This is a genomic window from Planomonospora parontospora (assembly GCA_014647935.1).
Classification (GTDB): domain Bacteria; phylum Actinomycetota; class Actinomycetes; order Streptosporangiales; family Streptosporangiaceae; genus Planomonospora; species Planomonospora parontospora.
This window is the reverse complement of sequence record BMQD01000042.1, coordinates 1-23,552: the sequence shown is the minus strand read 5'-3', so window position 1 is coordinate 23,552 and position 23,552 is coordinate 1. Positions and strand designations below refer to the sequence as shown.

At 72.7% G+C, this 23,552-nt stretch carries 23 protein-coding genes and 1 pseudogene; 11 read left to right on the top strand and 13 right to left on the bottom strand.

Annotation, left to right across the window (positions count from 1 at the left end; translation table 11 throughout):
* The 5 genes from IEZ07_RS33175 to IEZ07_RS33155 all read left to right on the top strand — a co-directional run bounded on the left by IEZ07_RS33175 (position 1) and on the right by IEZ07_RS33155 (position 5,311).
* Positions 1–600, top strand: coding sequence for a TetR/AcrR family transcriptional regulator (locus tag IEZ07_RS33175; protein ID WP_068902553.1), 600 nt, complete (start codon positions 1–3; stop codon positions 598–600).
* A 186-nt stretch (positions 601–786) separates the two neighbouring features.
* Positions 787–2,904, top strand: a complete 2,118-nt coding sequence (locus IEZ07_RS33170; RefSeq protein ID WP_239320826.1) for a (Fe-S)-binding protein — start codon at positions 787–789, stop codon at positions 2,902–2,904.
* A 182-nt stretch (positions 2,905–3,086) separates the two neighbouring features.
* Positions 3,087–3,881: a hypothetical protein gene (locus tag IEZ07_RS33165; RefSeq protein WP_191898405.1), complete on the top strand. Its 795-nt coding sequence runs from the start codon at positions 3,087–3,089 to the stop codon at positions 3,879–3,881.
* Positions 3,878–5,011 (top strand): glycosyltransferase, encoded by a 1,134-nt coding sequence (locus IEZ07_RS33160; protein ID WP_191898404.1) that lies wholly within the window; start codon positions 3,878–3,880, stop codon positions 5,009–5,011. The genes IEZ07_RS33165 and IEZ07_RS33160 overlap by 4 nt, the downstream gene beginning before the upstream one ends.
* 18 nt (positions 5,012–5,029) lie before the next feature.
* Positions 5,030–5,311, top strand: a complete 282-nt coding sequence (locus IEZ07_RS33155; RefSeq protein WP_068902560.1) for a metal-sensitive transcriptional regulator — start codon at positions 5,030–5,032, stop codon at positions 5,309–5,311.
* 97 nt (positions 5,312–5,408) lie between these two features.
* Here the strand turns inward: IEZ07_RS33155 and IEZ07_RS33150 are convergent, their stop codons facing one another.
* The 3 genes from IEZ07_RS33150 to IEZ07_RS33140 all read right to left on the bottom strand — a co-directional run bounded on the left by IEZ07_RS33150 (position 5,409) and on the right by IEZ07_RS33140 (position 7,909).
* Positions 5,409–5,570: a hypothetical protein gene (locus tag IEZ07_RS33150; protein WP_189237508.1), complete on the bottom strand. Its 162-nt coding sequence runs from the start codon at positions 5,568–5,570 to the stop codon at positions 5,409–5,411.
* A gap of 233 nt (positions 5,571–5,803) precedes the next feature.
* Positions 5,804–7,171, bottom strand: coding sequence for a hypothetical protein (locus IEZ07_RS33145; RefSeq protein WP_239320829.1), 1,368 nt, complete (start codon positions 7,169–7,171; stop codon positions 5,804–5,806).
* A gap of 174 nt (positions 7,172–7,345) precedes the next feature.
* Positions 7,346–7,909, bottom strand: a complete 564-nt coding sequence (locus tag IEZ07_RS33140; protein WP_191898403.1) for a gamma carbonic anhydrase family protein — start codon at positions 7,907–7,909, stop codon at positions 7,346–7,348.
* 136 nt (positions 7,910–8,045) lie between these two features.
* Here IEZ07_RS33140 and IEZ07_RS33135 point away from each other — a divergent pair, with 136 nt between their 5' ends.
* Positions 8,046–9,242, top strand: coding sequence for a DivIVA domain-containing protein (locus IEZ07_RS33135; protein ID WP_191898402.1), 1,197 nt, complete (start codon positions 8,046–8,048; stop codon positions 9,240–9,242).
* Positions 9,243–9,523: 281 nt separating this feature from the next.
* On the opposite strand, the gene IEZ07_RS33130 is transcribed toward IEZ07_RS33135, so the two are convergent.
* From IEZ07_RS33130 to IEZ07_RS33115, 4 genes are all read right to left on the bottom strand, one after another.
* A complete protein-coding gene (locus IEZ07_RS33130) occupies positions 9,524–9,742 on the bottom strand; it encodes a hypothetical protein (protein WP_191898401.1) in 219 nt (72 codons plus the stop codon).
* Between the two features lie 123 nt (positions 9,743–9,865).
* Positions 9,866–10,618, bottom strand: coding sequence for a GntR family transcriptional regulator (locus tag IEZ07_RS33125; RefSeq protein WP_191898400.1), 753 nt, complete (start codon positions 10,616–10,618; stop codon positions 9,866–9,868).
* A gap of 173 nt (positions 10,619–10,791) precedes the next feature.
* Positions 10,792–11,310 (bottom strand): VanZ family protein, encoded by a 519-nt coding sequence (locus tag IEZ07_RS33120; RefSeq protein ID WP_191898399.1) that lies wholly within the window; start codon positions 11,308–11,310, stop codon positions 10,792–10,794.
* A 41-nt stretch (positions 11,311–11,351) separates the two neighbouring features.
* Positions 11,352–12,056 (bottom strand): dienelactone hydrolase family protein, encoded by a 705-nt coding sequence (locus IEZ07_RS33115; RefSeq protein WP_068902571.1) that lies wholly within the window; start codon positions 12,054–12,056, stop codon positions 11,352–11,354.
* Between the two features lie 218 nt (positions 12,057–12,274).
* On the opposite strand from IEZ07_RS33115, the gene IEZ07_RS33110 reads away from it, so the two are divergent.
* Both IEZ07_RS33110 and kynU read left to right on the top strand, forming a co-directional pair.
* Positions 12,275–13,756, top strand: coding sequence for a DHA2 family efflux MFS transporter permease subunit (locus tag IEZ07_RS33110; RefSeq protein WP_191898398.1), 1,482 nt, complete (start codon positions 12,275–12,277; stop codon positions 13,754–13,756).
* A gap of 37 nt (positions 13,757–13,793) precedes the next feature.
* Positions 13,794–15,029 (top strand): kynureninase, encoded by a 1,236-nt coding sequence (gene kynU, locus IEZ07_RS33105; protein ID WP_191898397.1) that lies wholly within the window; start codon positions 13,794–13,796, stop codon positions 15,027–15,029.
* Between the two features lie 102 nt (positions 15,030–15,131).
* Here the strand turns inward: kynU and IEZ07_RS33100 are convergent, their stop codons facing one another.
* Complete coding sequence (locus tag IEZ07_RS33100; protein WP_191898396.1) at positions 15,132–16,013, bottom strand: TetR/AcrR family transcriptional regulator; 882 nt, start codon at positions 16,011–16,013, stop codon at positions 15,132–15,134.
* A 19-nt stretch (positions 16,014–16,032) separates the two neighbouring features.
* Positions 16,033–17,292, bottom strand: coding sequence for a carotenoid oxygenase family protein (locus IEZ07_RS33095; protein ID WP_191898395.1), 1,260 nt, complete (start codon positions 17,290–17,292; stop codon positions 16,033–16,035).
* Positions 17,293–17,546: 254 nt separating this feature from the next.
* Here IEZ07_RS33095 and IEZ07_RS33090 point away from each other — a divergent pair, with 254 nt between their 5' ends.
* Both IEZ07_RS33090 and IEZ07_RS33085 read left to right on the top strand, forming a co-directional pair.
* Positions 17,547–18,170, top strand: a complete 624-nt coding sequence (locus tag IEZ07_RS33090; RefSeq protein WP_191898394.1) for a LysE family translocator — start codon at positions 17,547–17,549, stop codon at positions 18,168–18,170.
* 191 nt (positions 18,171–18,361) lie between these two features.
* A pseudogene (locus tag IEZ07_RS33085) lies at positions 18,362–19,216 on the top strand (putative protein N(5)-glutamine methyltransferase); the annotation flags it as partial.
* Positions 19,217–19,391: 175 nt separating this feature from the next.
* Here IEZ07_RS33085 and IEZ07_RS33080 read toward each other — a convergent pair.
* The 4 genes from IEZ07_RS33080 to IEZ07_RS36100 form a co-directional block, all read right to left on the bottom strand.
* On the bottom strand, positions 19,392–20,990 hold the full coding sequence (locus tag IEZ07_RS33080; protein WP_191898392.1) for a CocE/NonD family hydrolase: 1,599 nt from the start codon (positions 20,988–20,990) through the stop codon (positions 19,392–19,394).
* A 54-nt stretch (positions 20,991–21,044) separates the two neighbouring features.
* Positions 21,045–21,494 carry a DUF3237 domain-containing protein gene (locus IEZ07_RS33075; RefSeq protein WP_239320832.1) on the bottom strand — a complete coding sequence of 150 codons (450 nt, stop codon included), beginning with the start codon at positions 21,492–21,494 and terminating at the stop codon, positions 21,045–21,047.
* A 163-nt stretch (positions 21,495–21,657) separates the two neighbouring features.
* Entirely contained in the window at positions 21,658–22,338 is a 681-nt protein-coding gene (locus IEZ07_RS36105; RefSeq protein WP_239320835.1) for an FAD-dependent monooxygenase, read from the bottom strand.
* Between the two features lie 111 nt (positions 22,339–22,449).
* Entirely contained in the window at positions 22,450–22,827 is a 378-nt protein-coding gene (locus IEZ07_RS36100) for a Rossmann-fold NAD(P)-binding domain-containing protein (protein WP_239320838.1), read from the bottom strand.
* 92 nt (positions 22,828–22,919) lie between these two features.
* Here IEZ07_RS36100 and IEZ07_RS33065 point away from each other — a divergent pair, with 92 nt between their 5' ends.
* Positions 22,920–23,492, top strand: coding sequence for a MarR family winged helix-turn-helix transcriptional regulator (locus IEZ07_RS33065; protein WP_301549371.1), 573 nt, complete (start codon positions 22,920–22,922; stop codon positions 23,490–23,492).
* Positions 23,493–23,552: the final 60 nt, after the last annotated feature.

Genomic DNA, 23,552 nt, shown 5'->3' with positions numbered 1-23,552 from the left:
GTGACGGACGGGCAGCGCCCGGGGCGCCGGCCGGGGCGCAGGCCCGGGTCGGCGGACACGCGGGGGGAGATCCTCGCGGCGGCGCGCAGGACGTTCGCGGAGAAGGGGTTCGACAAGGCCACGGTCCGGGGCATCGCCCGTGCGGCGGGGGTGGACCCGGCGCTGGTCCACCACTACTTCACCAGCAAGGAGGGCGTGTTCGTCGCGGCCATGGAGCTGCCCATCGTCCCGGACGAGGTGATCCCGCAGGTCCTCACCGGGCCGCGCGAGGAGATGGGCGAGCGGCTGGTCCGCTTCATCCTCACGGTGACCTCGGACGCCGAGGCGCGCCAGCCGCTGCTGGCGCTGGTGCGCACGGCGATGACCAACGAGAAGGCCGCCGGGATGATCCGGGAGTTCATGACGCACGCCCTGCTGCTGCGGGTCGCCGAGGCGCTGGACATCCCGCCGATCCGGATGGAGGCCGCGTTCGCGCAGCTGTTCGGCGTGGTCCTGGCCCGGTACGTGCTCGAGCTCGAACCGCTGGCCTCGGCCGGCGTCGAGGAGCTGGTGGCGCTGCTGGCCCCGGCGGTCCAGCGCTACCTGGACGGGTCCCGCTGACCGGGGGGCGCCCGCAGGAGTATAGAGCATTGTTCTAGAATGGGAATTGACCATATGGTGACCACGTTCACCGCGTTTCCCATTCCGGGTGGAAGTTACCCATGGGTAGGATTCGGGGCGACCTGTGGTCACTGTGGATGACCGGCGGTCATTCGCTGGCAGCCAACGCCGTCTGTGGGAGGACCCGTGCTCTGGGTAGCCATCATCGGGCTCGTCATGACAGTCGCCGCGCTCGCGCTCGCCGCGCGCCGCGTCCTGTTCCTGTACAAGCTCGCCGTCGTCGGGCCGCCCGCGCCCGAGCGGATCGAATACGCCAGGAACAACGTCGGCGCGGAGGTCAAGGCCCAGCTGGTCGAGGTCCTCGGGCAGAAGAAGCTGCTGAAGTGGACGCCGTCGGGCGTCGCGCACTTCTTCGTCATGTGGGCCTTCTTCATCCTGCTGACCGTCTACATCGAGGCGTACGGCGCGATCATCCAGGGTGCGATCACGGGGCGGGCGAACTTCCACATCCCGATCATCGGCACCTGGCCGGTCCTCGGCTTCCTGCAGGACTTCATCGCGGTGGCCTGCCTCCTCGGCCTGGTCGCCTTCACGGTCATCCGGATCAAGAACTCCCCGAAGCGGCTCGGCCGCGGCTCCCGCTTCTCCGGCTCCCACCTGGGCGGCGCCTGGCTCGTCCTGTTCATGATCTTCAACATCATCTGGACGCTCTTCCTCGCCCGCGCCGCCGCGGTGAACACCGGGAACTTCCCCTACGAGTCGGGTGCGTTCGCCTCCGAGGCGGTCGCCTCGATCCTGCCCAGCAGCCACCTGCTGGAGGAGATCGCGCTGCTGCTGCACATCGGCTTCATGCTGGTGTTCCTGGTCATCGTGGTGAACTCCAAGCACCTGCACATCTTCACCGCGCCGCTGAACGTGATGTTCTCCCGCCGGCCCGACGCCATGGGTGCGGCCCCGGAGATGCGTATCGACGGCAAGGTCGTCGACTTCGAGGACGAGGACCTCGACGGCGACCGGCTCGGCCGCGGCAAGATCGAGGACACCACCTGGAAGGGCTTCCTCGACTTCTACACCTGCACCGAGTGCGGCCGCTGCCAGTCCCAGTGCCCGGCGTGGAACACCGACAAGCCGCTCTCCCCGAAGATGCTCATCCTGGACCAGCGCGACCACGCCTTCGCGGTCGCGCCGTACCTGATGATGAGCGAGGAGCAGCGGGCGCACCAGGGCCAGGACGTGCTGGCGCTGCTGGAGAAGCCGCTGGTCGGCGAGGACGGCGTCATCCACCCGGACGTGCTGTGGTCCTGCACCAACTGCGGCGCCTGCGTCGAGCAGTGCCCGGTGGACATCGAGCACATCGACCACATCCTCGACATGCGCCGCTACCAGGTGATGGTGGAGTCGAACTTCCCGTCCGAGGCCGGCGTCATGGTCAAGAACCTGGAGAACAAGGGCAACCCGTGGGGGATGTCCGAGATGAAGCGGGCGGACTGGATCGAGGAGCTCGACTTCGAGGTCCAGCTGATCGATGAAAAGCTGGGCGAAGATGTCGAATATTTGTTCTGGGTGGGGTGCGCGGGCGCGCTGGAGGACCGGGCCAAGAAGACCACCAAGGCGGTCGCCGAGCTGCTGCACATCGCCGGCGTGAAGTTCGCGGTGCTCGGCCCGATGGAGGCCTGCACCGGTGACCCGGCCCGCCGCCTGGGCATGGAGTTCCTCTTCAACATGCTGGCGCAGCAGAACATCGAGACGCTGAACGAGGCGGGCGTCAAGAAGATCGTGGCCACCTGCCCGCACTGCTTCAACACCCTGGCCAACGAATATCCCCAGCTGGGCGGGACCTACGAGGTCGTGCACCACACCCAGCTGCTGGCCAAGCTGGTCGACGAGGGAAAGCTGGTCCCGGTCACCCCGATCGAGGAGAAGATCACCTACCACGACCCGTGCTTCCTCGGCCGCCACAACAAGGTCTACTCCCAGCCGCGCGACATCATGGCCAAGGTGCCCGGCGTCAAGACGCAGGAGATGCACCGCCACAAGGACCGCGGCTTCTGCTGCGGCGCCGGCGGCGCGCGGATGTGGATGGAGGAGCGGCTCGGCAAGCGCATCAACACCGAGCGCGTGGACGAGGCGCTGACCACCGACCCGGACACCATCTCCACCGCCTGCCCCTTCTGCCTCGTCATGCTGGGCGACTCGATCAACGAGAAGAAGAACTCCGGTGAGGCCAAGGAGACGCTGGAGGTCGTGGACGTCTCGCAGCTGCTGATCAAGTCCGTCAAGGGCGAGCCGGTCGAGGCCTCCTGATCGTCTTTCCGCTCACAGGCCGGGCGCGGTCCGCTTTTTTGCGGGCCGCGCCTGACTCGTTGTAATGCCTCTTTGAAAAGGACAGTCGGCCCGAAACTTCTCCGTCTAGGGCTGTCCACATAACGGGAAAATCACGGTAACCTCAACGTCGCGTAGCTCATTCGACGGGGAGGGGGCCGGCGGTGCGTGCCGTCGTCACGGATGCCGAAGTCACCTTGGCCGACGTGCTCTCCCTCCGCCTGGCGATCGACGAACCCCTCGCCGAGGGCGCCGAGCTGGTCCTGCGCCACCGGGCCACCACCACCGAGCGCCGGGTCCCGCTGGGCGCCTCGGCCACGAAGGCGCGGGACGCGACCCTCGCCGTCTCCCTCGCCCCGCTGACGCTCACCCCCGGCCGCTGGGACGCCTACCTCGCCCAGGACGGCCCCCGGGCGCGGCTGCGCAGCATCGACCCCGGGTTCTCCCTCGACCACCTCGACACCTACGCGCTGAGCCGCCGCTCGCTGGCCTACCGGGCCTACCGGACCCAGGGCGGCTTCCTCGCCCTGAAGATCGACAAGGTGGAGCCGCTCGCCGAGGTGCGCGCGGTCTGGTTCCGGGAGGGCCGCTTCGAGGTCACCGGGCTGCTGGCCTTCACCGGGCTCGACGACGACGAGTCCCGGCACGAGGCGCGGCTGGCGCTGCGCCGCAGCGGGCCCGAGGCCGAGCTCTCCGTCGCCGCCACGGTCCAGGGCGTGCGCTTCCACGCCGCGCTCTCCCTGTGCGACGTGGTCGACGCCGCGCCCGAGCGGCCGGGCGTCTGGGAGCCCGTGCTGGAGGTCGACGGCCTGCCCGGCCCGCTCCGCCTGGGCTCGCGCCTCGACGACGTGGACGGCAAGCGCCGCCGCCTGCACTACCCGGCCGCCCGGATCGACGGGGTGCCGATCAGGCCCTGCTACACCGCCGACGACGAGTTGAGGATCGAGGTGGGTGGGTGAGGATCTGCCTGCTCGTCCCCTCGGTGTACGGCATGCGCGGCGACGTCCGCTCCGTCGTCAACCTCGCGGGCGAGCTGGCGGAGCGGCACGACGTGGAGATCGTCAGCGTCCGCCGCCACAGGGACCGGCCCTTCTTCCCGGTCGGGTCCAAGGTGCGGCTCTCCTGGCTGGTCGACGCCAGGCCCGGGGTGCGCCACCTGCTCCCGGCCGGGCAGATGCGCACCGAGATGGCCCTGTGGCGGCGGCTGCGCGGGCTCCGGACGGACGTGCTGATCACCACCCGGCCGGGACTGGGCGTGCAGGCGGCCCGGCACGCCCCGCGCGAGATCGTGCGGATCGCCCGGGAGTGGGGCCGCCCGCCGGTGCCGGGGCCGATCAGGAGGTTCTACCCCCGCCTGGACGCGGTCGTCGCCGCCACCGAGACCGGCCGCCAGGAGTGGGACCGCCTGCTGGGCGGTGGAGGCGGGGGCGCGGGAGGAGTCGGAGGCGCGGGGGGCGCCGGGGCCGCCGGGGGCGCGGCGGCGGTCCGGATGATCCCGGACGCGCTGCCCGCGGGGCCCTGGCCGCGCTCCCGGATGGACAACCGCATCGTCGCCGCAGGCGGGCGCCTGGTGCCGGTCAAGGCCTACGACCGGCTGATCCGCGCGTTCGCCCTCATCACGGGCAGGCGCCCCGACTGGCGGCTGCGGCTGTACGGCGGGGGCCCCGAGGAGCGGCGGCTGCGGGCCCTGGTCGCCGAGCTGGACCTGCACAACCACGTCTACTTCATGGGCACCACCCCCGACCTCGGGGGAGAGTTCGCCAAGGCGTCGATCGTGGCGGTGACGTCCCGGGCCGAGGTGCTCGGGATGACCGTGATCGAGGCGATGGCCAGCGGGGTCCCGGTGATCGGCTTCGACAGCGCGCGGGGGCCGGGGGAGTTCGTGGCGGACGGGCGCAGCGGGGTCCTGGTCCGCGAGGGGGAGGGCGAGATCGAGGCGTACGCCGCGGCGCTGCTCGGGCTCATCGACGACGAGCGCAGGCGCCGGGAGCTCGCCGCGGGCGCGCTCGACGCCGCGGCCGCCCACGGGGCGCCCGTCGTGGCCGAGCGGTGGGAGAAACTGATCGCCGAGACCTCCGGCCGCTCCTGACCCGGGTACCGTTGGGTCATGCATGGGTACAGCGGAGACAAGCAGGCCTATCTCACCCGGTTGCGGCGCATCGAGGGACAGATCAGGGGTCTGCAGCGGATGGTCGAGGAGGACTCCTACTGCATCGACGTGCTGACGCAGGTCTCGGCCGCGACCCGGGCGCTGCAGGCCGTGGCGCTGGGGCTGCTGGAGGACCACATCGGCCACTGCGTCGCGGAGGCCATCAGCACGGGGGGCCCGGAGGCGGAGGAGAAGGTCAAGGAGGCCTCCGCGGCGATCGCCCGGCTGGTGCGCTCCTGACTAGTCATCGGACCGTCCTTTCGGACCACGTCCCGGACCCCCTGCGGAGGGGGCCCGGGACCGGTGTCGGACGGGTTCACCGTGTCCTGCCGTGGCTTCAGCAGATCGCCGAAGCGCTCAATCCGAGCGCGTTGTCGAGCTCGGCCAAGGTGAGAGGCCGTTCGCTGTCAGCGACGGCGGTAAGCACCTCGGCATAGAGCGCGATCTCGTCCAACGCGACACGGTCGTGGACCCTGAGGTCCAGGTCGTCGTGCCCCACCGCGTCGTCCTTCCTTCCGCAGCCCACACCCACTCCGAGGGTACGGCGGGCGGTCTTTCGTGCCCATGGCCCATCGGGGCCATTCCCTCCGGTACCGGTCCGTACCCCGAAGGATCATTTCCCGATTGCGAGATCACGATTCAGCTAATTGTGGGGCGTAGCGGGAGCGAGAAGGGTATAGGGGAAGTAAGGATGAAATAACCGGATTAGTAGTTTAAATCCACTGAGATGCGTCAAAAGTGGCGCAGGTGTGGATACGGCCCTGAAACGCCGGGGAGCGGATCGTCCCGCTCGTGCGTCAGCCGGTGCACCACCGCCGCGGCCGTCGCGAACCCCCGCTCCGGCACCTCGGTCCCCGACAGCCGGCACCAGGCGAGCCCGGTGGCGTAGGCCGAGCCCAGCAGCGCCGCGGCCGAGGCGCGGTCCGGCGGGTGCAGCGCCGAGGGCAGCGCGGAGGCCGACGGGAAGTCCGGGACGCCGCCCGCGCGCGGCCAGCAGCCCCGCAGCGGGTGCGCCGGGTCGGTGAGCACGACGTGCAGGATGTGGCGGAGCTCGGGATCCAGCCACGGGTAGAGCCGGTCGGCGGCCCGGGGCGCGTGGGCCGACAGGTCCGCGGCGAGCAGCGAGGCCGCCACCGCCCGGGGGTCGGCCCCCTTGCGGGCGATGAAGCCCAGGGTCCGCACCAGGTCGTAGACGGCGTGCTGGAAGTGGTCGCCGGGCGACGACTCGGACAGCGCCACGTGGGACGGGCACCGCGACAGCCACATGTGCCGTACCGCGTCGTCGCCGTGATGGGCCGCGGCGGCGTCCTGACCGGTCCGGTGCAGGACCGGGGAGACCATCGCCAGCAGCGCGGAGGCCCGGGGGCGGAAGCGGGGGTCGGTCCGGACGGCCTCGGCGGTGGCGGCCATCAGCGCCACCAGCCGGCGGCCCGCCTCGGGGTGGCCCGCCCGGACGCGCTCGCCGTACAGGGCGACCAGGTCGCCGAGCGAGGCGGGCGGCAGCCAGCGGACCCACTCGTCGCCGGGGAGCGGGCGGGCCAGGAACTCCCCGAACATCGACAGCAGCACCTCGTTGCCGTCGAAGGCCGGGGCGTAGGCGCACCACATGAGCGTGCCCCAGACCGCGGCCACCGGGCTGGCCACCTCGGCCGCGAACAGCCCGGCGAACGGGCCGTGCAGCGGGAAGTCCTCCGGGCGCCTGCCCCGCTGTGCGGCGAGCAGGTCGCGGACCCGCTCGGTGATCTCGAACGGCACGTCGGGGCCGACGAAGCCCTGCACCGAACCCCGGTCGGCGGTGAAGTCCGGACCGGACGGGACCAGCTGGGGCGGGACCGCCGAGGCGACCTGGACGACCCGGGCCCCGGCCCGCATCAGCGGGTCGGCGGGCGGGTGGGACAGGTGCCAGCGGCCGTCCACCGGATCCTGCCGGTACCACCGCGCGTGCGAGCCGAACCGCCACAGGCCGTCGTCCGGCGTGGCCAGGGTGCGCAGCGCGATCGCCTGGGCGCGCGCGGGGAACGGGAGCGCCGGCCACCGGGGGTCGGTGACCATGGTGCGCACGTCGCCCTCGATGGCGTCGAAACCGTCCCACTGCCGCACGGCGTCATGCTACCGAGGTCCCCGCCGGTCGGCCGGGCGCCGGGGGCGGAACCGCGACGGGTACGGCCCCGCGACCGGAGCGGGTCCGGACGGGCGGTCTCGGACGGGCGGTCTCGGACGGGCGGCCGCGATCGGAACGGCCTCGGATGGGCGGGCGGGTTCAGACGGGCGGGTTCAGACGGGCGGAGGGACCGGCAGGACGGTGGCGGCGCGGTGGCGCGCGGCCTTGGCCGTGTAGTTGTCGGGGGTGCGGGCGAAGGAGGCGCGGTCGTCGTCGGTGAGCTCTCGGACGATCCTGCCCGGCACCCCCGCCACCAGGACGCCGGCCGGGATCTTCTTGCCGGGGCCGACGAGGGCGCCCGCCGCCACCAGCGAGCCCGCGCCGATCCGCGCCCCGCCCAGCACGATCGCGCCGATCCCGACGAGCGCCCCGGTCTCGACGTACGCGCCGTGGACCACGGCCTTGTGCCCGAGGCTCACCCTGGGCTCCAGCACGGCCGGCTCGCCCGGGTCGGCGTGCAGGCAGCACAGGTCCTGGACGTTGCACTCCTCGCCGACCTCGACGGCCTCGTCGTCCCCGCGCAGGACGGAGCCGTACCAGACGCTGGCCGCGCGGCCGAGCCGTACCCGGCCGACGACCACCGCGCCGGGGGCCACGTAGGCGTCCGGGTGGACCTGCGGGACGGCGTTCCCGTCGAGGGCCGCGATGTGAGGGACACTGTGGGAGACGCGGTTCATGGGGACGATGGTACGAGAGGCGCGCTGTCCGATATTTCGCAAGCATGTCCCCGTTCCGGTTGCGATTGCGGAGGGTTGGCAGCAGAGTCGTCTCTGACTTCTCCTTTTCCGCCCCACGACCTCCACGGGTAGCGCCATGACGAACCAGCACGAGAGCTTTCCCGACCTGATGCATGAGGACTCGTTCGAGGTCGTCATGCGTGGTTACAGCCGCCGCCAGGTGCACGACTACATGATCCGGACGCGCAACCAGATCCGCGATCTGGAGGAGCGGGTCGCGCGGGCGATCGACCAGGCGGAGCAGAGCAGGCTGGAGCTGGCGGACGCCCGGCGCAGGCTCTCCGACGCGCCCCAGGACTACGACGAGCTCGGGCAGCGGCTCAGCCAGATCCTGAAGCTGGGCGAGGAGGAGGCGGCGGCCAAGCGCGAGGTCGCCGACACCGAGGCGAACCGCCTCCGCGACGAGGCCGCGGCCGAGGCCGAGCGGCTGGTCGGCTCCGCCCGCGAGCGGGCCGAGGGCATCCTCACCGCCGCGCAGCAGGAGGCCGAGCGCCGGGTCGCCGAGGCCACCGCCACCGCCGAGCAACTGCTCGCCCAGGCGGGCGGCGACGCCGAGGAGACGCTGGGCGCGGCACGGGCGGAGGCGGAGGAGACCCTGACCCGGGCCCGCAGCGAGGCGGAGCGCATGATCGGCTCCGCCCGCCACGAGGCCGAGCGCACGCTGGAGAGCGCCCGCGCGGAGGCGGAGGAGACCCTGACCCGGGCCCGCAGCGAGGCGGAGTCGACGGTGTCCTCGGCCAACGCCGAGGCCCACTCCACACTGAGCTCCGCCCAGCAGCGCGCCGCGGTCCTGGACGAGAGCACGGGCCGCCGGGTCGCCTACCTCACCGACACGCACCGCGAGGTCATGCGCCGCCTCAACGAGATGGGCACGGTCCTCGGCGACCTGCTCCACCGGGAGAGCAGCGCCGGCCCGCTCATCGACGAGGCGGCGGTGCTCCCTCCGGCGGCCGCCGCGCAGCCTCTGCCGGTTCCCGGCGTGCTCGTCGCCTCCGGCGCCCCGTCACGGCACGGGCGCGGGGACGAGGCGCCGGGCACCGGTCCCGAGACCGGCTCCGGCACCGAGGCCGGAGCCGATTCGGGCACCGATCCGGGCACCGCTTCCGGCTCCGACCCCGAGATCGACGTCGAGGCCGTCCGGGTGATCGTCCAGGACGAGGACGAGGACGAGCAGGGCCCCGCCGGGGGGCGCCGCGTCGTGGTCTCCGACGACACCGTCCTCGGCATCGGGCCGGCGCGCGGCGGCGACGGGGAGCTCGCCACCCGCAAGTGAGGTCGCCTCCCGCTGAGGAGAGTGCGCCGGCGGGACGGCACCGTCCCGCCCGTGGATGCAGAACGGCCCGGATGGTCCGAGCGGTTCAGGAGGTCCGGACGGCCCGGATGGTCCGAGCGGTTCAGGAGGTCCGGACGGCCCGGATGGTCCGAGCGGTTCAGGAGGTCCGAGCGGAAGCCCCCGCCCCCGATAGGGTCGGGGGCTTCCGCGATCTTGGGGCCCGGCGCCGGAGCCGCGAGCGCTCCGCTGACCGCGGCACCGGGCGGCTCTCGGCCGACGTTTCACCGGAGCGTCCCGCCGGAACGTTCCTCCTGGTCGCGCAGGCGCCGACGCAGTCCTTCGGCGTCGTCCGCGTCGACGGTCATCGCGCAGCCCGCCTCACGCTGGGCGGAGCTCAGCGGGTGGTGGCGGGTGGCCCACCACCGGCCCGCGTCGCTCCGCCAGATCGTCCAGTCGGGAAACTCCCGGGCTATCTCCGCCAGATGCCGGTCGAAAGACATCCATGCACCTTCCCCGCGCCCAGGACCGCTGTGACGTTCCACCTCCGACGGTGCGACACCTCTCTAGAGAAATCAATGATCGCAGGGGTCAGGTCAACCTACCGGTTGACGGGCGGCCTTGATCTATGCGTCGAAGTCGTACTGAAGTACATATGAGGCGGAGTCCAGGACCATCTCGTTGACCTCGACGGGCACGCCGGCCGAGGTGTAGGCGGTCCGCATGATCGCGATGACCGGGGTGCCCGCCGGGAGGTCCAGCTGAACGGTCTCGTGCGGGTGCGGCATCCGGGCCCGCACCTCCTCGGTGAAGTGGGCCGGGGCGTGGCCGAGGTCGCCCAGGCGCGCGTAGACGCCGCCGGGGCCGGTGTCCTCCTGGACGATCGCGGTGCCCTCCACCAGGCCGGCGGGGAAGTAGGAGACCGAGAGCTGGACCGGCCGCCCGTCCACCGAGTAGCGCCGCCGCCGCACCCAGACCTCGGGCCCGCCCAGCACGCGGGCGACGTCCTCCTCGGCGGTCTCCCTGTCGAGCTGCACCTCGTTCACGGTGTACGGCCGGCCCCTGGTGTCGGACTCCCAGATGGCCTGCCCCTGGCCCCAGTGCTCACGGGAGAGCCGCCGGGAACCGTGCCGCCTGATGGGCCGGAACCGCCGAACGTAGACCCCCGAACCGCGCTTGGGCACGGCCAACCCTTCGTTGATGAGCACCGACAGCGCCTGCCTGGCGGTCGCACGGGCGATGCCGTACTGCGCCATGAGGGCGTTCTCGCCCGGAAGCCGGTCCCCGTCACGGAGTTCGCCGGACAGGATCGCTTCGCGGAGCCCGTCGGCGATGCGCCGATAGATCGGGGTCTCGGGAGGTACCGGGGACTGCTGCACGTTTGATCACCCTCTGTCACCAACCGGGTTTGGCGTCTCCAGAGAACTTGCCCCGCCTTGTCCACGATCGCACAGATACAGAGGTTGGTACCGGGATTCTTTTGAGTGGATCGTGCCCGTGTGGTGATCCACGGGGGTTTTCTTGGTCCGTTTCGGTGGAACGGTCCTGACCGCTATCGCCGTGCCCACCACCGGCGGGTGACGAGCGCGGCGAGTACGGCTCCGGCGGTGTTGAGGAGCACGTCGTCCACGGAGCTGACCCGGCCGAGGCGCAGGCCGTACTGGAGGAGTTCCACGGCGGACGAGGCCGCGGCGGCCACGCCCGCGACCGCGGGGAGCGACGCCAGCCGCGCCGAGCGGACCGGGAGCAGCGCGCCGAGCGCGGCGAGGACCAAGAGGTTGCCGCCGACCTGCACGAACGCCGCTCCCGGCGGCATCTGCCCGACCTGCCGGGCCAGGTCGACCAGGGGGACGAGGTTCACCCCCTGCGCGGTCCCGGGGGTCAGGATCATCCAGATCCACGGAGCGGTCCCGGCCAGGGCGCCCACGTCGGCGGCGGCCGTCCGCCACGGGGCGGGGTGCCCGGCGCGCCCGCGGCGGCGGGCCAGCAGGAACGCGGCGAGCACGGCCGCCGGGACGGCCGAAACGGCCGCGATGACGACATATCCCCATGTGTGCCATGCCTGCTCCACGGGGCGATGATGCCAGCCCGGCCGTCCCGCCGCGCGGTCCGTCAGGTCAGGGGAAGGTGGCTCCGGAGGAAGGCCGTGGCATGCGCCCAGGCGGCCCGGGCGGCCTCGGGGTGGTGGAACTGCGGCGCCTCGTGGTTGTGGAAGGCGTGACCGGCCTCCTCCGCGACGTACATCTCGACGTTGGGGCGCCCGGCGGCGGCCTTCTCCACCTTGGCGACCTGGTCGCGCGGGATGTAGGGGTCGGAACCGCCGAAGACGAGCAGCGCCGGGCAGGAGATCTTCTCCATCAGGCCGACCGCGTCCGGCACGCCGGAGCCGTAGAACGAGAGCAGCGCGTCCATCTCCACCGAGGCGGCCAGGACGTAGGCGATCGAACCGCCCAGGCAGAACCCGAGCGCCCCGCTGCGGCCGGTGGACTCCGGCAGCGCCCGCAGGTGCGCCAGGGCCATGGCCGCGTCGGAGACGGCGTGGGTGAAGTCGAGGCGGGAGGCCACCTCCATGGAGGCCATCGTCCCGGCCTCGGTGTGCTCGGCCTCCCAGTGCGGCTCGATCCGCCAGAACAGGTCGGGAGCCCCGACGACGTAGCCCAGTGCGGCCAGGTCCTCGGCGACCCTGCGGATGTACGGCCCGACCCCGAAGATCTCCTGGACCAGCAGGACGGCCGGGCCGCCACCGCTCGCCGGGAGCCACAGGTGCAGGTCGAACGAGCCGTCGGCGACGGTGACCGTCTCGGTCCGAGCTTCCACGGAGCCCTCCTGGATCTTCGTTCTCCTGACGACCAGCCTAGGACAGCGGAACGGCCGTCCCCGGCATCCGTTCCCCGTCACCGGGTGATACGCGTGGGACGAGGGTAAATGTGAGGATTCATCTCGCGCGAACCGCGTTCCACGCGCAGCACCCGACGACGATCCGCCGACGATCTCCCGCCGACGGTGTTCCACCGACGACCTTCCGGAGTGCCCCGATGGCCGACCTCACCCACCGGCGGCGCATGGGCGTGCTGGCGATCTGCTGTATGAGCCTGCTGCTGGTGAGCCTCGACACCACCATCCTCAATGTCGCCCTGCCGGCCATCCGCCGGGAGTTCGACGCGTCGGTCTCCGGGCTGCAGTGGACGATCGACGCCTACGTGCTGGTCCTGGCCTCGCTGCTGATGCTCGCCGGCTCCACCGCCGACCGGATCGGCCGGCGCCGGGTCTTCCAGGCCGGGCTCGTGCTGTTCACCGCCGGCTCGGTGCTGTGCAGCCTCGCGCCGGGCCTGGGATGGCTGGTGGCCTTCCGCACGGTGCAGGCGGTCGGTGGGTCGATGCTCAACCCGGTCGCGATGTCGATCATCACCAACACCTTCACCGACCCCCGGGAGCGGGCCCGCGCGATCGGCTTCTGGGGCGGCGTGATCGGCATCAGCATGGCCGCCGGGCCGCTGATCGGCGGCCTGCTCGTGGAGACGGCCGGCTGGCGGCTGGTCTTCCTGATCAACCTGCCGGTGGGGCTGGCCGCCCTGGTCCTCACCGCGATGTTCGTCCCGGAGTCCAGGGCCGCCCGGGCGCGCCGGATCGACCCCGTCGGGCAGTTCCTGGTGATCCTGGTGCTCGGGCCGCTCACGTTCGGGATCATCGAGGCGCCGGTCCTGGGCTGGACCTCGCCGGTGATCGTCGCCTGCCTCGCGACGGCGCTCTGCGCGCTGGCCGTGCTCCCGGCCTACGAGCGGCGCCGGGACGACCCGCTGATCGACCCGCGGTTCTTCCGGAGCGCGCCGTTCGCCGGGGCGGCGGGCATCGCGGTGTGCGGGTTCGCCGCGCTCGGCGGCTTCCTGTTCGTCAACACCCTCTACCTGCAGGACGTGCGGGGCATGACCGCCCTGCACGCCGGGCTGTACCTGCTGCCGATGGCGGCGATGATGCTCCTGTCCGCCCCGCTCTCGGGGCGGCTGGTGGCCGCCCGCGGGCCGCGCCCGCCGCTGCTGGCGGCGGGGACGGCGATGACGCTGAGCGGGGGGCTGCCGGCGGCGGGCGGCCTCGGTTCCCCCGGCTCCTCCGACGCCCTGCTGCTCGCCTCCTTCGTCCTGTTCGGCGTCGGCATGGGCCTGCTCAACGCCCCCGTCACGAACACGGCCGTCTCCGGGATGCCGGTCTCGCAGGCCGGGGTGGCGGCGGGGATCGCCTCCACCAGCCGCCAAGTCGGCCAGGTCCTGGGCGTCGCGGTCGTCGGCTCGGTGATCGCCGCCGGGGTGGGCGCTGAGGCCGTCACCGCGGGAGCCGGCTTCACCGGGGCCGCCCGTACGGCCTGGTGGATCATCACCGGCTGCGGAGCCGCCGTGCTCGTCCTCGGCGCCGCCACCACGGGCCCCTGGGCCCGGGGTACGGCGGAGCGCGCGGCGGCCCTGATCGGGGCCGAGGGGGGAGCGGCACCGCCCGGTGGCCGCACGGGTTCCCGTACTGGATGATGGAAGGACTGGTAAGGACCCAACCGGGAGATGATTCATGGCCATCAGTCGCGCGGACTGCGCCGCCCTCGACGCCGCCGATCCCCTCCGGCACCTCAGGGACGAGTTCGTCCTGCCCGACGGGACGGTCTACCTGGTCGGCAACTCGCTCGGCGCCCCGCCGAAGCGCGCCTCGGCGGCGGTCGCCCGGGTCGTGGAGGAGGAGTGGGGCGGCCGCCTGGTCGGCGCCTGGAACGCCGACGGCTGGTTCGACCTGCCGACCTCCACCGGTGACCGGCTGGCCCCTCTGATCGGTGCGGGTCCCGGGCAGGTGGTGGTGGGCGACACCACCTCGATCGCGATCGTCAAGGCCGTCTCGGCCGCGCTCCGCCTGCGCCCGGGGCGCCGGGTGATCGTCTCGGACCTGGACAACTTCCCGACCGACCGCTACATGGTCCAGGGGCTCGCGGGGGCGCTGGGCGGCTACGAGATCCGCGACGTGCGCGGCACGGAGGGCCTCGACGAGGCGCTGGCCGGCGGGGACGTGGCGTGCGTGCTGCTGTCGGAGGTCGACTACCGGACGGGGAACCGGCACGACACCGCCGAGGTGACGGCGCGGGTCCAGGCGGCCGGCGCGCTGATGGTCTGGGACCTGTGCCACAGCGCGGGCGCCTACCAGGTGGACGTGTCCCCGGCCGACTTCGCGGTCGGCTGCACCTACAAGTACCTCAACGGCGGCCCCGGCTCTCCGGCGTTCGTCTACGTGCACCCGCGCCACCAGGCCGACGCCGAGCACATCCTGACCGGCTGGCACGGCCACGCCGCGCCGTTCGCGTTCGAGCCCGGCTACCGCCCGGCCGAGGGGGTGCGGCGCTTCGCCGTGAGCACTCCGCACGTGCTCTCCTTCGCCTCGCTCAACGCCTCGCTGGACATCTGGGAGCGGGCGGACCTGGCCGAGGTGCGGGCCAAGAGCGTGGCGCTCACCTCCCTCTTCATCGACCTGGTCGAGGAGCTGTGCGCGCCGTACGGGCTCGGGCTGGTCACCTCGCGCGACCCGGAGCGCCGGGGCAGCCAGGTGAGCTTCACCCATCCGGAGGGCTACCCGGTCATGCGCGCGCTGATCGACCGGGGTGTGCACGGGGACTTCCGCGCCCCGGACATCCTCCGGTTCGGGTTCGCCCCGCTGTACATCCGCCACGTGGACGTCCACGACGCGGCGGTCACCCTGGCGGAGGTGCTGGAGAAGGAGCACTGGCGCGACGAGCGGTACCGGCGGCGGCTCGCCGTCACCTGATCCCGCCACGCTGCGCGCGCCGTGCGGGACACGCCCGTGGGCACGGCGCCGCCGGGCCCGATCCGGCTGCCGCTCGCCGCGCCGGCTCCGGGGAAGGCCCGGTCACCGGCGGGTCTCCCGGGGTGTGATCACGGTGGTCAGGCCGTCCAGCAGGCGTTCGAGGCCGAAGGCGAACAGGGACTCCAGATCGAGCTCCGCTCCCGGCTCCGTGACCTGGGCGATCAGCGGCCCGTCGACGGAGAGCCGGGCCGTGAGCCACTGCTTGCTGGTCATCCCCGTGTCCAGTTCGGCGCCGGCCTCGCTCTCGATGTTCACCGCCGTCCCCCGCACGTAGTTGACCATCGTGGCGTAGACGTGCATCCGGGTGCCCGGGTCCAGGCCGAGGCCGTCGAGCGCGCGCAGGGTCCACAGCCCGTACGCCAGCTGCCCCGGCAGCATGGCCGGCCGGGTGACGGACACGAGCCGCGGCAGCCAGGGATGGCGCAGGTAGGCCGCCCACTGCAGCCGAGCGGCCACCCGCAGGTGGGAACGCCATCCCGGCGGCGGCTCCGGATAGTCGATCTCGGCGAACGCGGCGTCGGCGATCAGCTGGGTGAGCTCGGCCTTGGCCTCGAGGTGCCGGTAGAGGGCCATGGTGGCGACCCCGAGCTCGGCCGCCACCGCCCGCATGGACAACGCGGCGAGGCCGCCGGCGTCGGCGATCCGCATGGCCACGCGGACGACGCGGTCGCGGTCGAGACTCCCGGTCGAACGCGAGGGAAGCCTCCGGTGGGCGACCACGGCGCCGACCCGGGACGTGGACTCGATGGCGCCTGCCTGCTTGAGTGCGGCCAGCGCCTTGGTGGCCGTCGCCATCGCGACGCCCCACTCGCGCATGATCGCCCTGGTGGTGGGGATGGGATCGCCGGGCCGCAGCTCTCCGTCGGCGATGCGCCGCTCGATGTCGGCGACGATCCGGAGGTACGGCGGTCGCGGATCGTTCACGACGCCATGCTGCCACGCCTCAGCGGTCGGGCAGCCAGTTGCCGTGCAGGCCGAGCGGCACCCTGGCGGGGAGGTGGACGCGCGCGACGGGTTCGCCGGTGAAGTCCTGGGCCGAGAGGATCACCAGGTCGCCGGCGCCGCGGACGGGGTCGTGGACGTAGGTGAGCAGGTACCCCTCGTCCTCCCCCTGCCCCGTGGCGGCGAACACGGCCTCCCCGACCGCCTCGTCCGAGCCGAACCTGTGCACCTCGGCCGTTCCCCGGTCCAGGTCATGCTTGACCAGGGCGTTGGTGAAGGCGTCGTCCGGCGGCGCGCCCTCGGGCGCGAACGGGATCCCGTACAGGGCCGTGGCGGCCGAGTAGCCGTACCGGTACGGGCGGGTGGCGCGCGCCTCGTTCACACGGGGGAAGTCCTGCGGCCGGTCGTCGATGCGACGCTGGCGGATCTCGTCCGGTGTGATCGTCCAGCGGTCCAGCGCAGGCCGGATCGCCCCGGGGGCGGCGGGATCGAACGGGCCCCCGGCCGTGACCAGGTCGACCACGACCGAGTCACCGTCGTCGTAGGCGTTGAGCGTGTGGCTGACATGGACCGGATCGATCTCCGACCAGCGCACCTCGCCGCCCGCCCGCGGCATGACGCCCACCCGCGTCGGGTGCCCCGGCGACCACCGGCAGTCGAACCCGTCGAAGCCCAGGGGCGTGTCCCACAGGACCACGTGGTTCTCGGTGAGCGCGAAGTCGTGCATGAACGGCGTCCGCGTCATGGGGACGGCGGTGGTCCGGACGACGCTTCCCCCGGCGTCGGTCACGATGTGCTGGACGAAGTCGCGGCCCACCATGTACGACAGCGAGTGCAGCTCACCGGTGAGCGGGTCGTGCTTGGAGTGCGCCCCCGCTGTGAACCCCTCCGCGGTCGCTCCCAGATCGCACACGCCCACGGTGTTCAGCTCCTCGTCCAGTTCGGCGGGCGGCAGGCCGCCCTCCGCCATGGCGAAGGTGCGCCGGGCGTGTTCGATCACGTGCACCATGGGCGCGAAGCCGGGGACGCGCACGAAGCGGTTGCGGTACCACTCGGCCCGGCCGTCACGCAGTCGCACCCCGTGCACCATGCCCTGGCCCATGCCCCAGATGTGCACGACGGGGTCTTCCACGCCCAGCGGGTTGGGCCCGTTGCGCAGGTAGCGGCCGTTGAGCTCGGCGGGGATCCGCCCGGTGACCGGGAGATCGTATGCGGTGACCTCTTCGGTGACGGGAGCGAAGGGCCCTTCCAGATATCTCATGTGAACACCGTACGCAGATGACCGATCGGCACCTAAACAAGCAGGGAAATTCCTTTGATGTGCACTAGTGCAAAAGTTCGGGGGCCGCCTCCTTGCGTCGCGGCGGGCCGCCACGGGCCGCCGCAGGTGGTGGCAGTGCGGCGGCGGGCGGCGCGACTGTCGCCGCCCGCCGCGCGTGTTGAAGTGAGGGGCAAATAGGATGAGCGCGCCCACAAGGCACTTTTCCACCACATGTCCAGGGAGACCCCCGTTCCATGTTGACGACCTTCGCGGTCACGGCGCTTGTAATGATCATGATTCCCGGGCCCGACCAGGCCCTGATCACACGCAACGCCCTCGCCTTCGGCCGTACCGCCGGCCTGCTGACCATGACCGGCGGCCTGTTCGGGCTCGCCGTCCACGCCACCTCCGCCGCGATCGGGCTCTCGGCCCTGCTGCTGGCCTCGGCCACCGCCTTCACCGTGCTGAAGGTCGCGGGCGTGGTCTACCTGCTCTGGCTGGGCGTCCAGGCGCTGCGCTCCAGCCGCCGGACGGCCGCCGCCACCGCCGTCGTCACGGAGGTCCCGGCCGACGGGGGCCCGCCCCTCCGGCACGTCCGCAACGGCTTCCTGTCGAACGTGCTCAACCCGAAGGTCGCCCTCTTCTTCGTGACCTTCCTGCCCCAGTTCCTGCCCGCCCACGGCAACACGCTGGGCCGGGCCCTCCTGCTGTCGGCGATCTTCGCCGGGCTGTACCTGCTCTGGTTCGGCTTCTACAACGTGGTGGTGGACCGGATCGGCGCGCTGCTGCGGGCGCCCCGGGTCCGGGCCAGGGTCGAGCAGGCCACCGGTGTGCTGCTGGTCGGCTTCGCGATCCGCCTGGCCGTGCAGCAGCCCTGACGACGGCCGGCGCCGGCATGTTTGCGCGGCGGGGCCCGGCTGGGTAGCGTTGCCGTCCCCAGCAGTGGACGTACCGGAGGAGGTGAGACCCATCAACGCCAGATCAGGCCGGGTGCTCTCCTCCCACGGCCGTGCGGTCCACCCGGCCTAGGTGACCGAGAGGGCACCCATCGGAATTCCGAAGGGCTCTCATGCCGGCTCAGCCGTCACCGCACATCCGATCCGCCTCCGCGTCGCCCGGCGCCGCGCTCGCCTCTGAAACCCCACCCGCAGTCCTACGCGCCGACCTGTCCGCCGTCGTCGCCACGCTCCGGGCCGCCGGCTGCGTCTTCGCCGAGGACGAGGCCGAGCTGCTCGCCGCCACGGCGCGGACGCCCGCCGAACTCACCGCCATGGTGGACCGGCGGACCGCCGGGCTCCCCCTCGAACACGTCCTGGGCTGGGCGGAGTTCTGCGGCCTGAGGGTGGCCGTGGACCCCGGGGTCTTCGTGCCCCGCCGCCGCACCGAGTTCCTCGTCCACCGGGCCGCCGCCCTCGCCCGTCCGGGGTCCGTCGTCGTCGACCTGTGCTGCGGTTCGGGCGCGCTGGGCGCGGCCCTGGACGAGGCTCTGGGCGGGGTGGAGCTGCACGCCGCCGACATCGACCCCGCCGCGGTGGCCTGCGCCCGCCGCAATCTCGCCGCCCTGGGCGGCCGGGTGTACCGGGGCGACCTCTACGAACCGCTGCCCGCAGCGCTGCGGGGGCGCGTCGACGTCCTGCTCGCCAACGTGCCCTACGTGCCCACCGGTGACATCACGCTCCTGCCCCCGGAGGCCCGCCTCCACGAGGCGCGGGTGGCGCTGGACGGCGGCGTGGACGGGCTCGCCGTCCTGCGGCGGGTGGCCGCCGGGGCGCCGCTGTGGCTGGCGCCGGGCGGCCGCCTGCTGTTCGAGACGAGCGGGCGGCAGGTGCCGTCGGCCGTCGGGATCGTCACCCGGGCGGGACTGGTGCCGGAGGTGGCCGTCTGCGAGGAACTGGACGCCACCGTGGTCGTCGCGACCCGTCCGCCCGGCCGCCCCTCGGTCCGGGTGGACCGGGCGGACCGGACGGACCGGATGGACCGAGGGGATCGGGTGGACCGAGGGGATCGGGTGGATCGGGTGGACCGGGCGGACCGGGCGGACCGGGCGGACCGAGGGGATCGGGCGGACCGGGTTCCGCCGTACGGGGCGGGCGGGGCCGCTAGCGAGGGACGACCGGGAGGGTGATGTAGGAGTCCGGGAAGACCTTCTGGTGCTGGAGGGCCAGGTCGGCCCCGGTGGCCTCGGCGGCGGGGCGGCCGGTGCCGGGGTTGCGGTCGAACCGGGGGAAGTTGGAGCTGGAGACCTCCACCCGGATGCGGTGGCCGGCCTTGAAGACCTGGCTGGTGGCGACCAGGTCGATGGTGAACGTCCCGGCGGGTTCGGCGGTGCGGACGATGCCGTCGGTCACGCTCATCGCCCGCCCGTCGGGGTGGACGTTCACCAGCTTGGCAGTCCAGTCGGTGGCGGCCGCCGAGGTCTCGGCGTGCAGGGTCACCGAGACCGGCCCGGTCACCTCGACGTCGGCGGCCAGCACCTCGGTGGTGTAGCAGAGCACGTCCGGGCGGAGCTCCACGTCGCGCTGGTCCTGCGGGCCGACGTTGGTGACGTCGGGCAGCAGGAGCGGGCCGCCGACCGTGGGGACCGGATCGCGCGGGTCGAAGGTGAACGTGGCCGGTTCCGCGGCGGACGGGGGAGCGGTGCACAGCGACCCGTCGGAGTGCAGGTGGTAGCGGATGGCGACGGCGCGGGCCAGGGGCCAGGCCTCCTCGTCCCGCCAGACGTCGTCGCCCATCACGAAGATCTGCACGGCCGGGCCGGTGTCCTCGCCCTTCAGGAAGGCCAGCTGCCGCTGCTCCAGCCGGATCGCCTGAGCGGAGGCGGAGAAGCCGAAGTCCAGCCGACCGGTGCCGGTCGCGCCCAGCGCCGTGTGGGACCAGGGACCGACGACCAGCGGCCCGCCCAGGCGGTGGTGGTTCTCCAACGTCCCGGACAGGAACAGGTCGAACCAGCCCGCGACGTGCATGACCGGCACCTCGATCCGGTCGTGCCGCAGGGTCTCGGCCAGGTCCTGCCAGTATTCGTCCCGCTCCGGGTGACCGGTCCAGTCCCGCCACCACGGGATGCCCGGGACGTCGCGCACCGGGAGGGTCCGGGCCGCGGCGGCCTGGTCGCCCAGGACCGGCAGCAGCTCACCGAGCCCGGCGCCGGCGTCCTCGCCCGCCTCCATGCCGTGCACCAGCCCGAGCATCGCCTGCATCGCGCCCCAGCCCAGGGCGGAGCCCAGCGCGAACGCCCCGCCGTGGTACTTCAGGCCGTCGTGGAAGTCGTGCGGCGTCACCGCGGCGACCACCGCCCTCAGCCCCGGCGGGCGCGTCGCGGCGGCCTGCAGCGCGCACCCGGCCAGATAGGACATGCCGCTCATCACGACCTCGCCGTCCGACCACGGCTGCGCGGTGATCCAGGCGATCGTGTCGTGACCGTCGGCACCCTCGTCCAGCCACGGCCGGAACTCGCCGTCGCTGCTCCCGCGCCCCCGGCAGTGCTGCAGCACCACCGCGAACCCGGCCTGCAGCGCGGACCGCACCGGAACCGACCGGAACGTGCCCTCGCCGTACGGCGTGCGGACCAGCAGCGCAGGGAACGGCCCGCCCTCGGACCGCCGGTGGACGTCGCCGCGCAGGATCGTGCCGTCGCGCATCGGCACGGGCACGTCGTGTTCGGCGGTGATCGCCAGCGGGGTGCGGTCGAGCTTCGGCATGGGGCTCCTCGGGGAAGAGGTGGGCGGGAGTGGGGTCGGGCCGCCGGGCCGTCGTCAGGTCAGGACATAGGCGTCGTAGCGGACGGCGCCGGGGGCGCGGGCACCGGAGGCCACGGCCAGCGTGCGGTTGAGCCACAGATAGCGCTCGTCGCCGGTCTCGAAGCGGCAGAACAGCCGGAAGTAGTACGCCGACGGGTCCACCTCCTCACCCCGGGCCAGGCGGCCGAGGACCTCCGGTGGGCCGTGCCGCACGCCGCTGGTGGAGATGTACAGGTGCGCGCCGTCGTGGGTGCGCAGCGTGTAGCGGGTGTCGATGCTGGCCATGCCGTCGGCGTGCACGACCTGCCAGTCGGCCCCGCCGGGCAGCACGGCCCCCGACAGGCGGGGGCCGTCGAACGACCCGCCGACGATGTTGATCACCCGGCGGCGGCCCCACTGCGAGTCGCCGAGATCGAGGATCGGGTCGAGTTCCACGTGGAACGCGGCGAGCGGTTCGAGGTTCACGGGCGGCGCTCCAGGGGCTTGCGGGGAGGTCCGGGGCATCGGGGGCCTGCGGTCCGGCGGCCCGGCGGTCCGATGGTCCGCTGGTGTGGTGGTTCGGGGGGAATGGTTCGGTGGTGTGGTGATTCAGAGGTGCGGTGACCCGGTGGCTCGGTGGCCCGGTGGTTCACCGGGTGGCGTTCCAGGAAGGGCGTTCGTTGAGCGAGGCCGGGGCGAAACCGGCGGTGCGCTTGTAGGCGGCGGCGATCCCGGCCCGCTCCGCGTAGGGGATGACCTGCTCGATGTCGTTGAACCCGCCGGGCGCCCGCTCGTGGGCGAGCTTCATGACGACCTCGGGGCCCATCTCGCGATTGGACAGCTGCAGGGCGGTCGTGGCGGGGCGGCGCAGCACCTCGTAGGCGGCCAGGTCGCCGCGGGCCAGCGAGTGCGCCAGCACCCGGGCATCGATGATCGCCTGGGAGGCGCCGTTGGAGCCGATCGGGTACATCGCGTGGGCGGCGTCGCCCAGCAGCGTGACGCCGTCGAAGGTCCAGCGGGGCAGCGGGTCGCGGTCCACCATCGGGTACTCGTAGGCGGCCTCGGCCCCGGCGATGACGCCCGGCACGTCCAGCCAGTCGAAGCGCCAGTCCGCGAAGTGCCGGCCGATCTCGGCGAGGTCCGCAGGGCGGTTCCAGTTCCCCCGGTCCGGGGCCTCGCCGTCCAGCGGCCGCTCGGCGATCCAGTTGATCAGGGCGCGCCCGCCGGTCTCGATCGGGTAGGCCACGAACTTCTGGGTGCCGTCCCCGGCCATGATCATGGATCGGCCGGTCAGGAACGGCTCGCCGTACGTGGTGCCGCGCCACAGCACCAGGCCGTTCCACGGGGGCGGGCCCTCACCGGGGAACAGGTGGGCGCGGACCGCCGAGTGGATGCCGTCCGCGCCGATCAGCAGGTCCTCGTCACCGGGGCCGGTGATCCTTCAACCGGTCCGTACGGCCCGCGGTCCCAGCCGCTCGGCGACCGCCTCCAGCAGGAGCAGCTGCAGCCGCCCGCGGTGCACGGAGTACTGCGGCCAGGCGTAGCCCGCGTCCAGTCCCCGGGGCTCGGACCAGATCGCCGTGCCGTACCGGTTGAAGTAGGCCAGCTCGGCGGTGGCGACGCCGATCTTCGCGAGCCGGTCACCGAGGCCGAGCTCGGTCAGCTCCCGCACGGCGTGCGGCAGGAGGTTGATGCCCACGCCCAGCGGCCGGATCTCGGGCACGGTCTCGTGGACGGTCACGTCCTCGAACCCGGCGGCGTGCAGGCTGAGCGCGGCGGCCAGCCCACCGATGCCGGCTCCGGCGATGACGATGCGCACGGGCTCCTCCGGGAACGCCGCCGCTGCGACGACGGATTGTTATGGCCATAACAATATTCACGCCGGGTGGCCCGTTGCGCAAGACTTGGCCGGTGGACGGAGTCGGTACGGATCCCCGGGACGGCGCCGGTCCGCAGGACGACCTGTGGGCGGGTCCCCCGGACGTCCCGGCGGACCTGCGGTACGCCGCCTACGCGCGCGAGCGCCTGGCCGCCATGCCGCCGCCGGCCGACGCCGAGGCGTTCGGGCTGGCCTACAACCTGCTCCAGCTGGCCTACCTGCTCGTCAACGACCTGGAGACCCGGATCCACCGCCCGCGCGGCTGGACGCTCCCCGGCTTCCGGCTGATGTTCAAGCTCTGGCTGCTCGGCCCCACCCGGCCCGCTCGGCTCGCCGAGATCTCGGCCATGTCCCGTTCGGCGGTGACCAACGCGGTCAACACCCTGGAGCGGGACGGGCTGGTGGAACGCCGCCCGCTACCGGAGGACGGGCGGGCAGTGGTGATCGAGCTGACCGCCGAGGGCGAGACGGCTGTCCGCGCGGCATTCGCCGAGCAGACCCGCAGGGAGCGGGAGTGGTTCGCGCCCCTGGGCGCCGCAGAGCGCGAGCGCCTGACCGGCCTGCTCGCCCGCATCCTCGAATCCCGCCCGCCCGGCGCCCTCTGAGTGACTGTTGCGAAACGTCCACCAAGAGAGTGATCTTTCGTTGAAGATCACTGTCTTGTG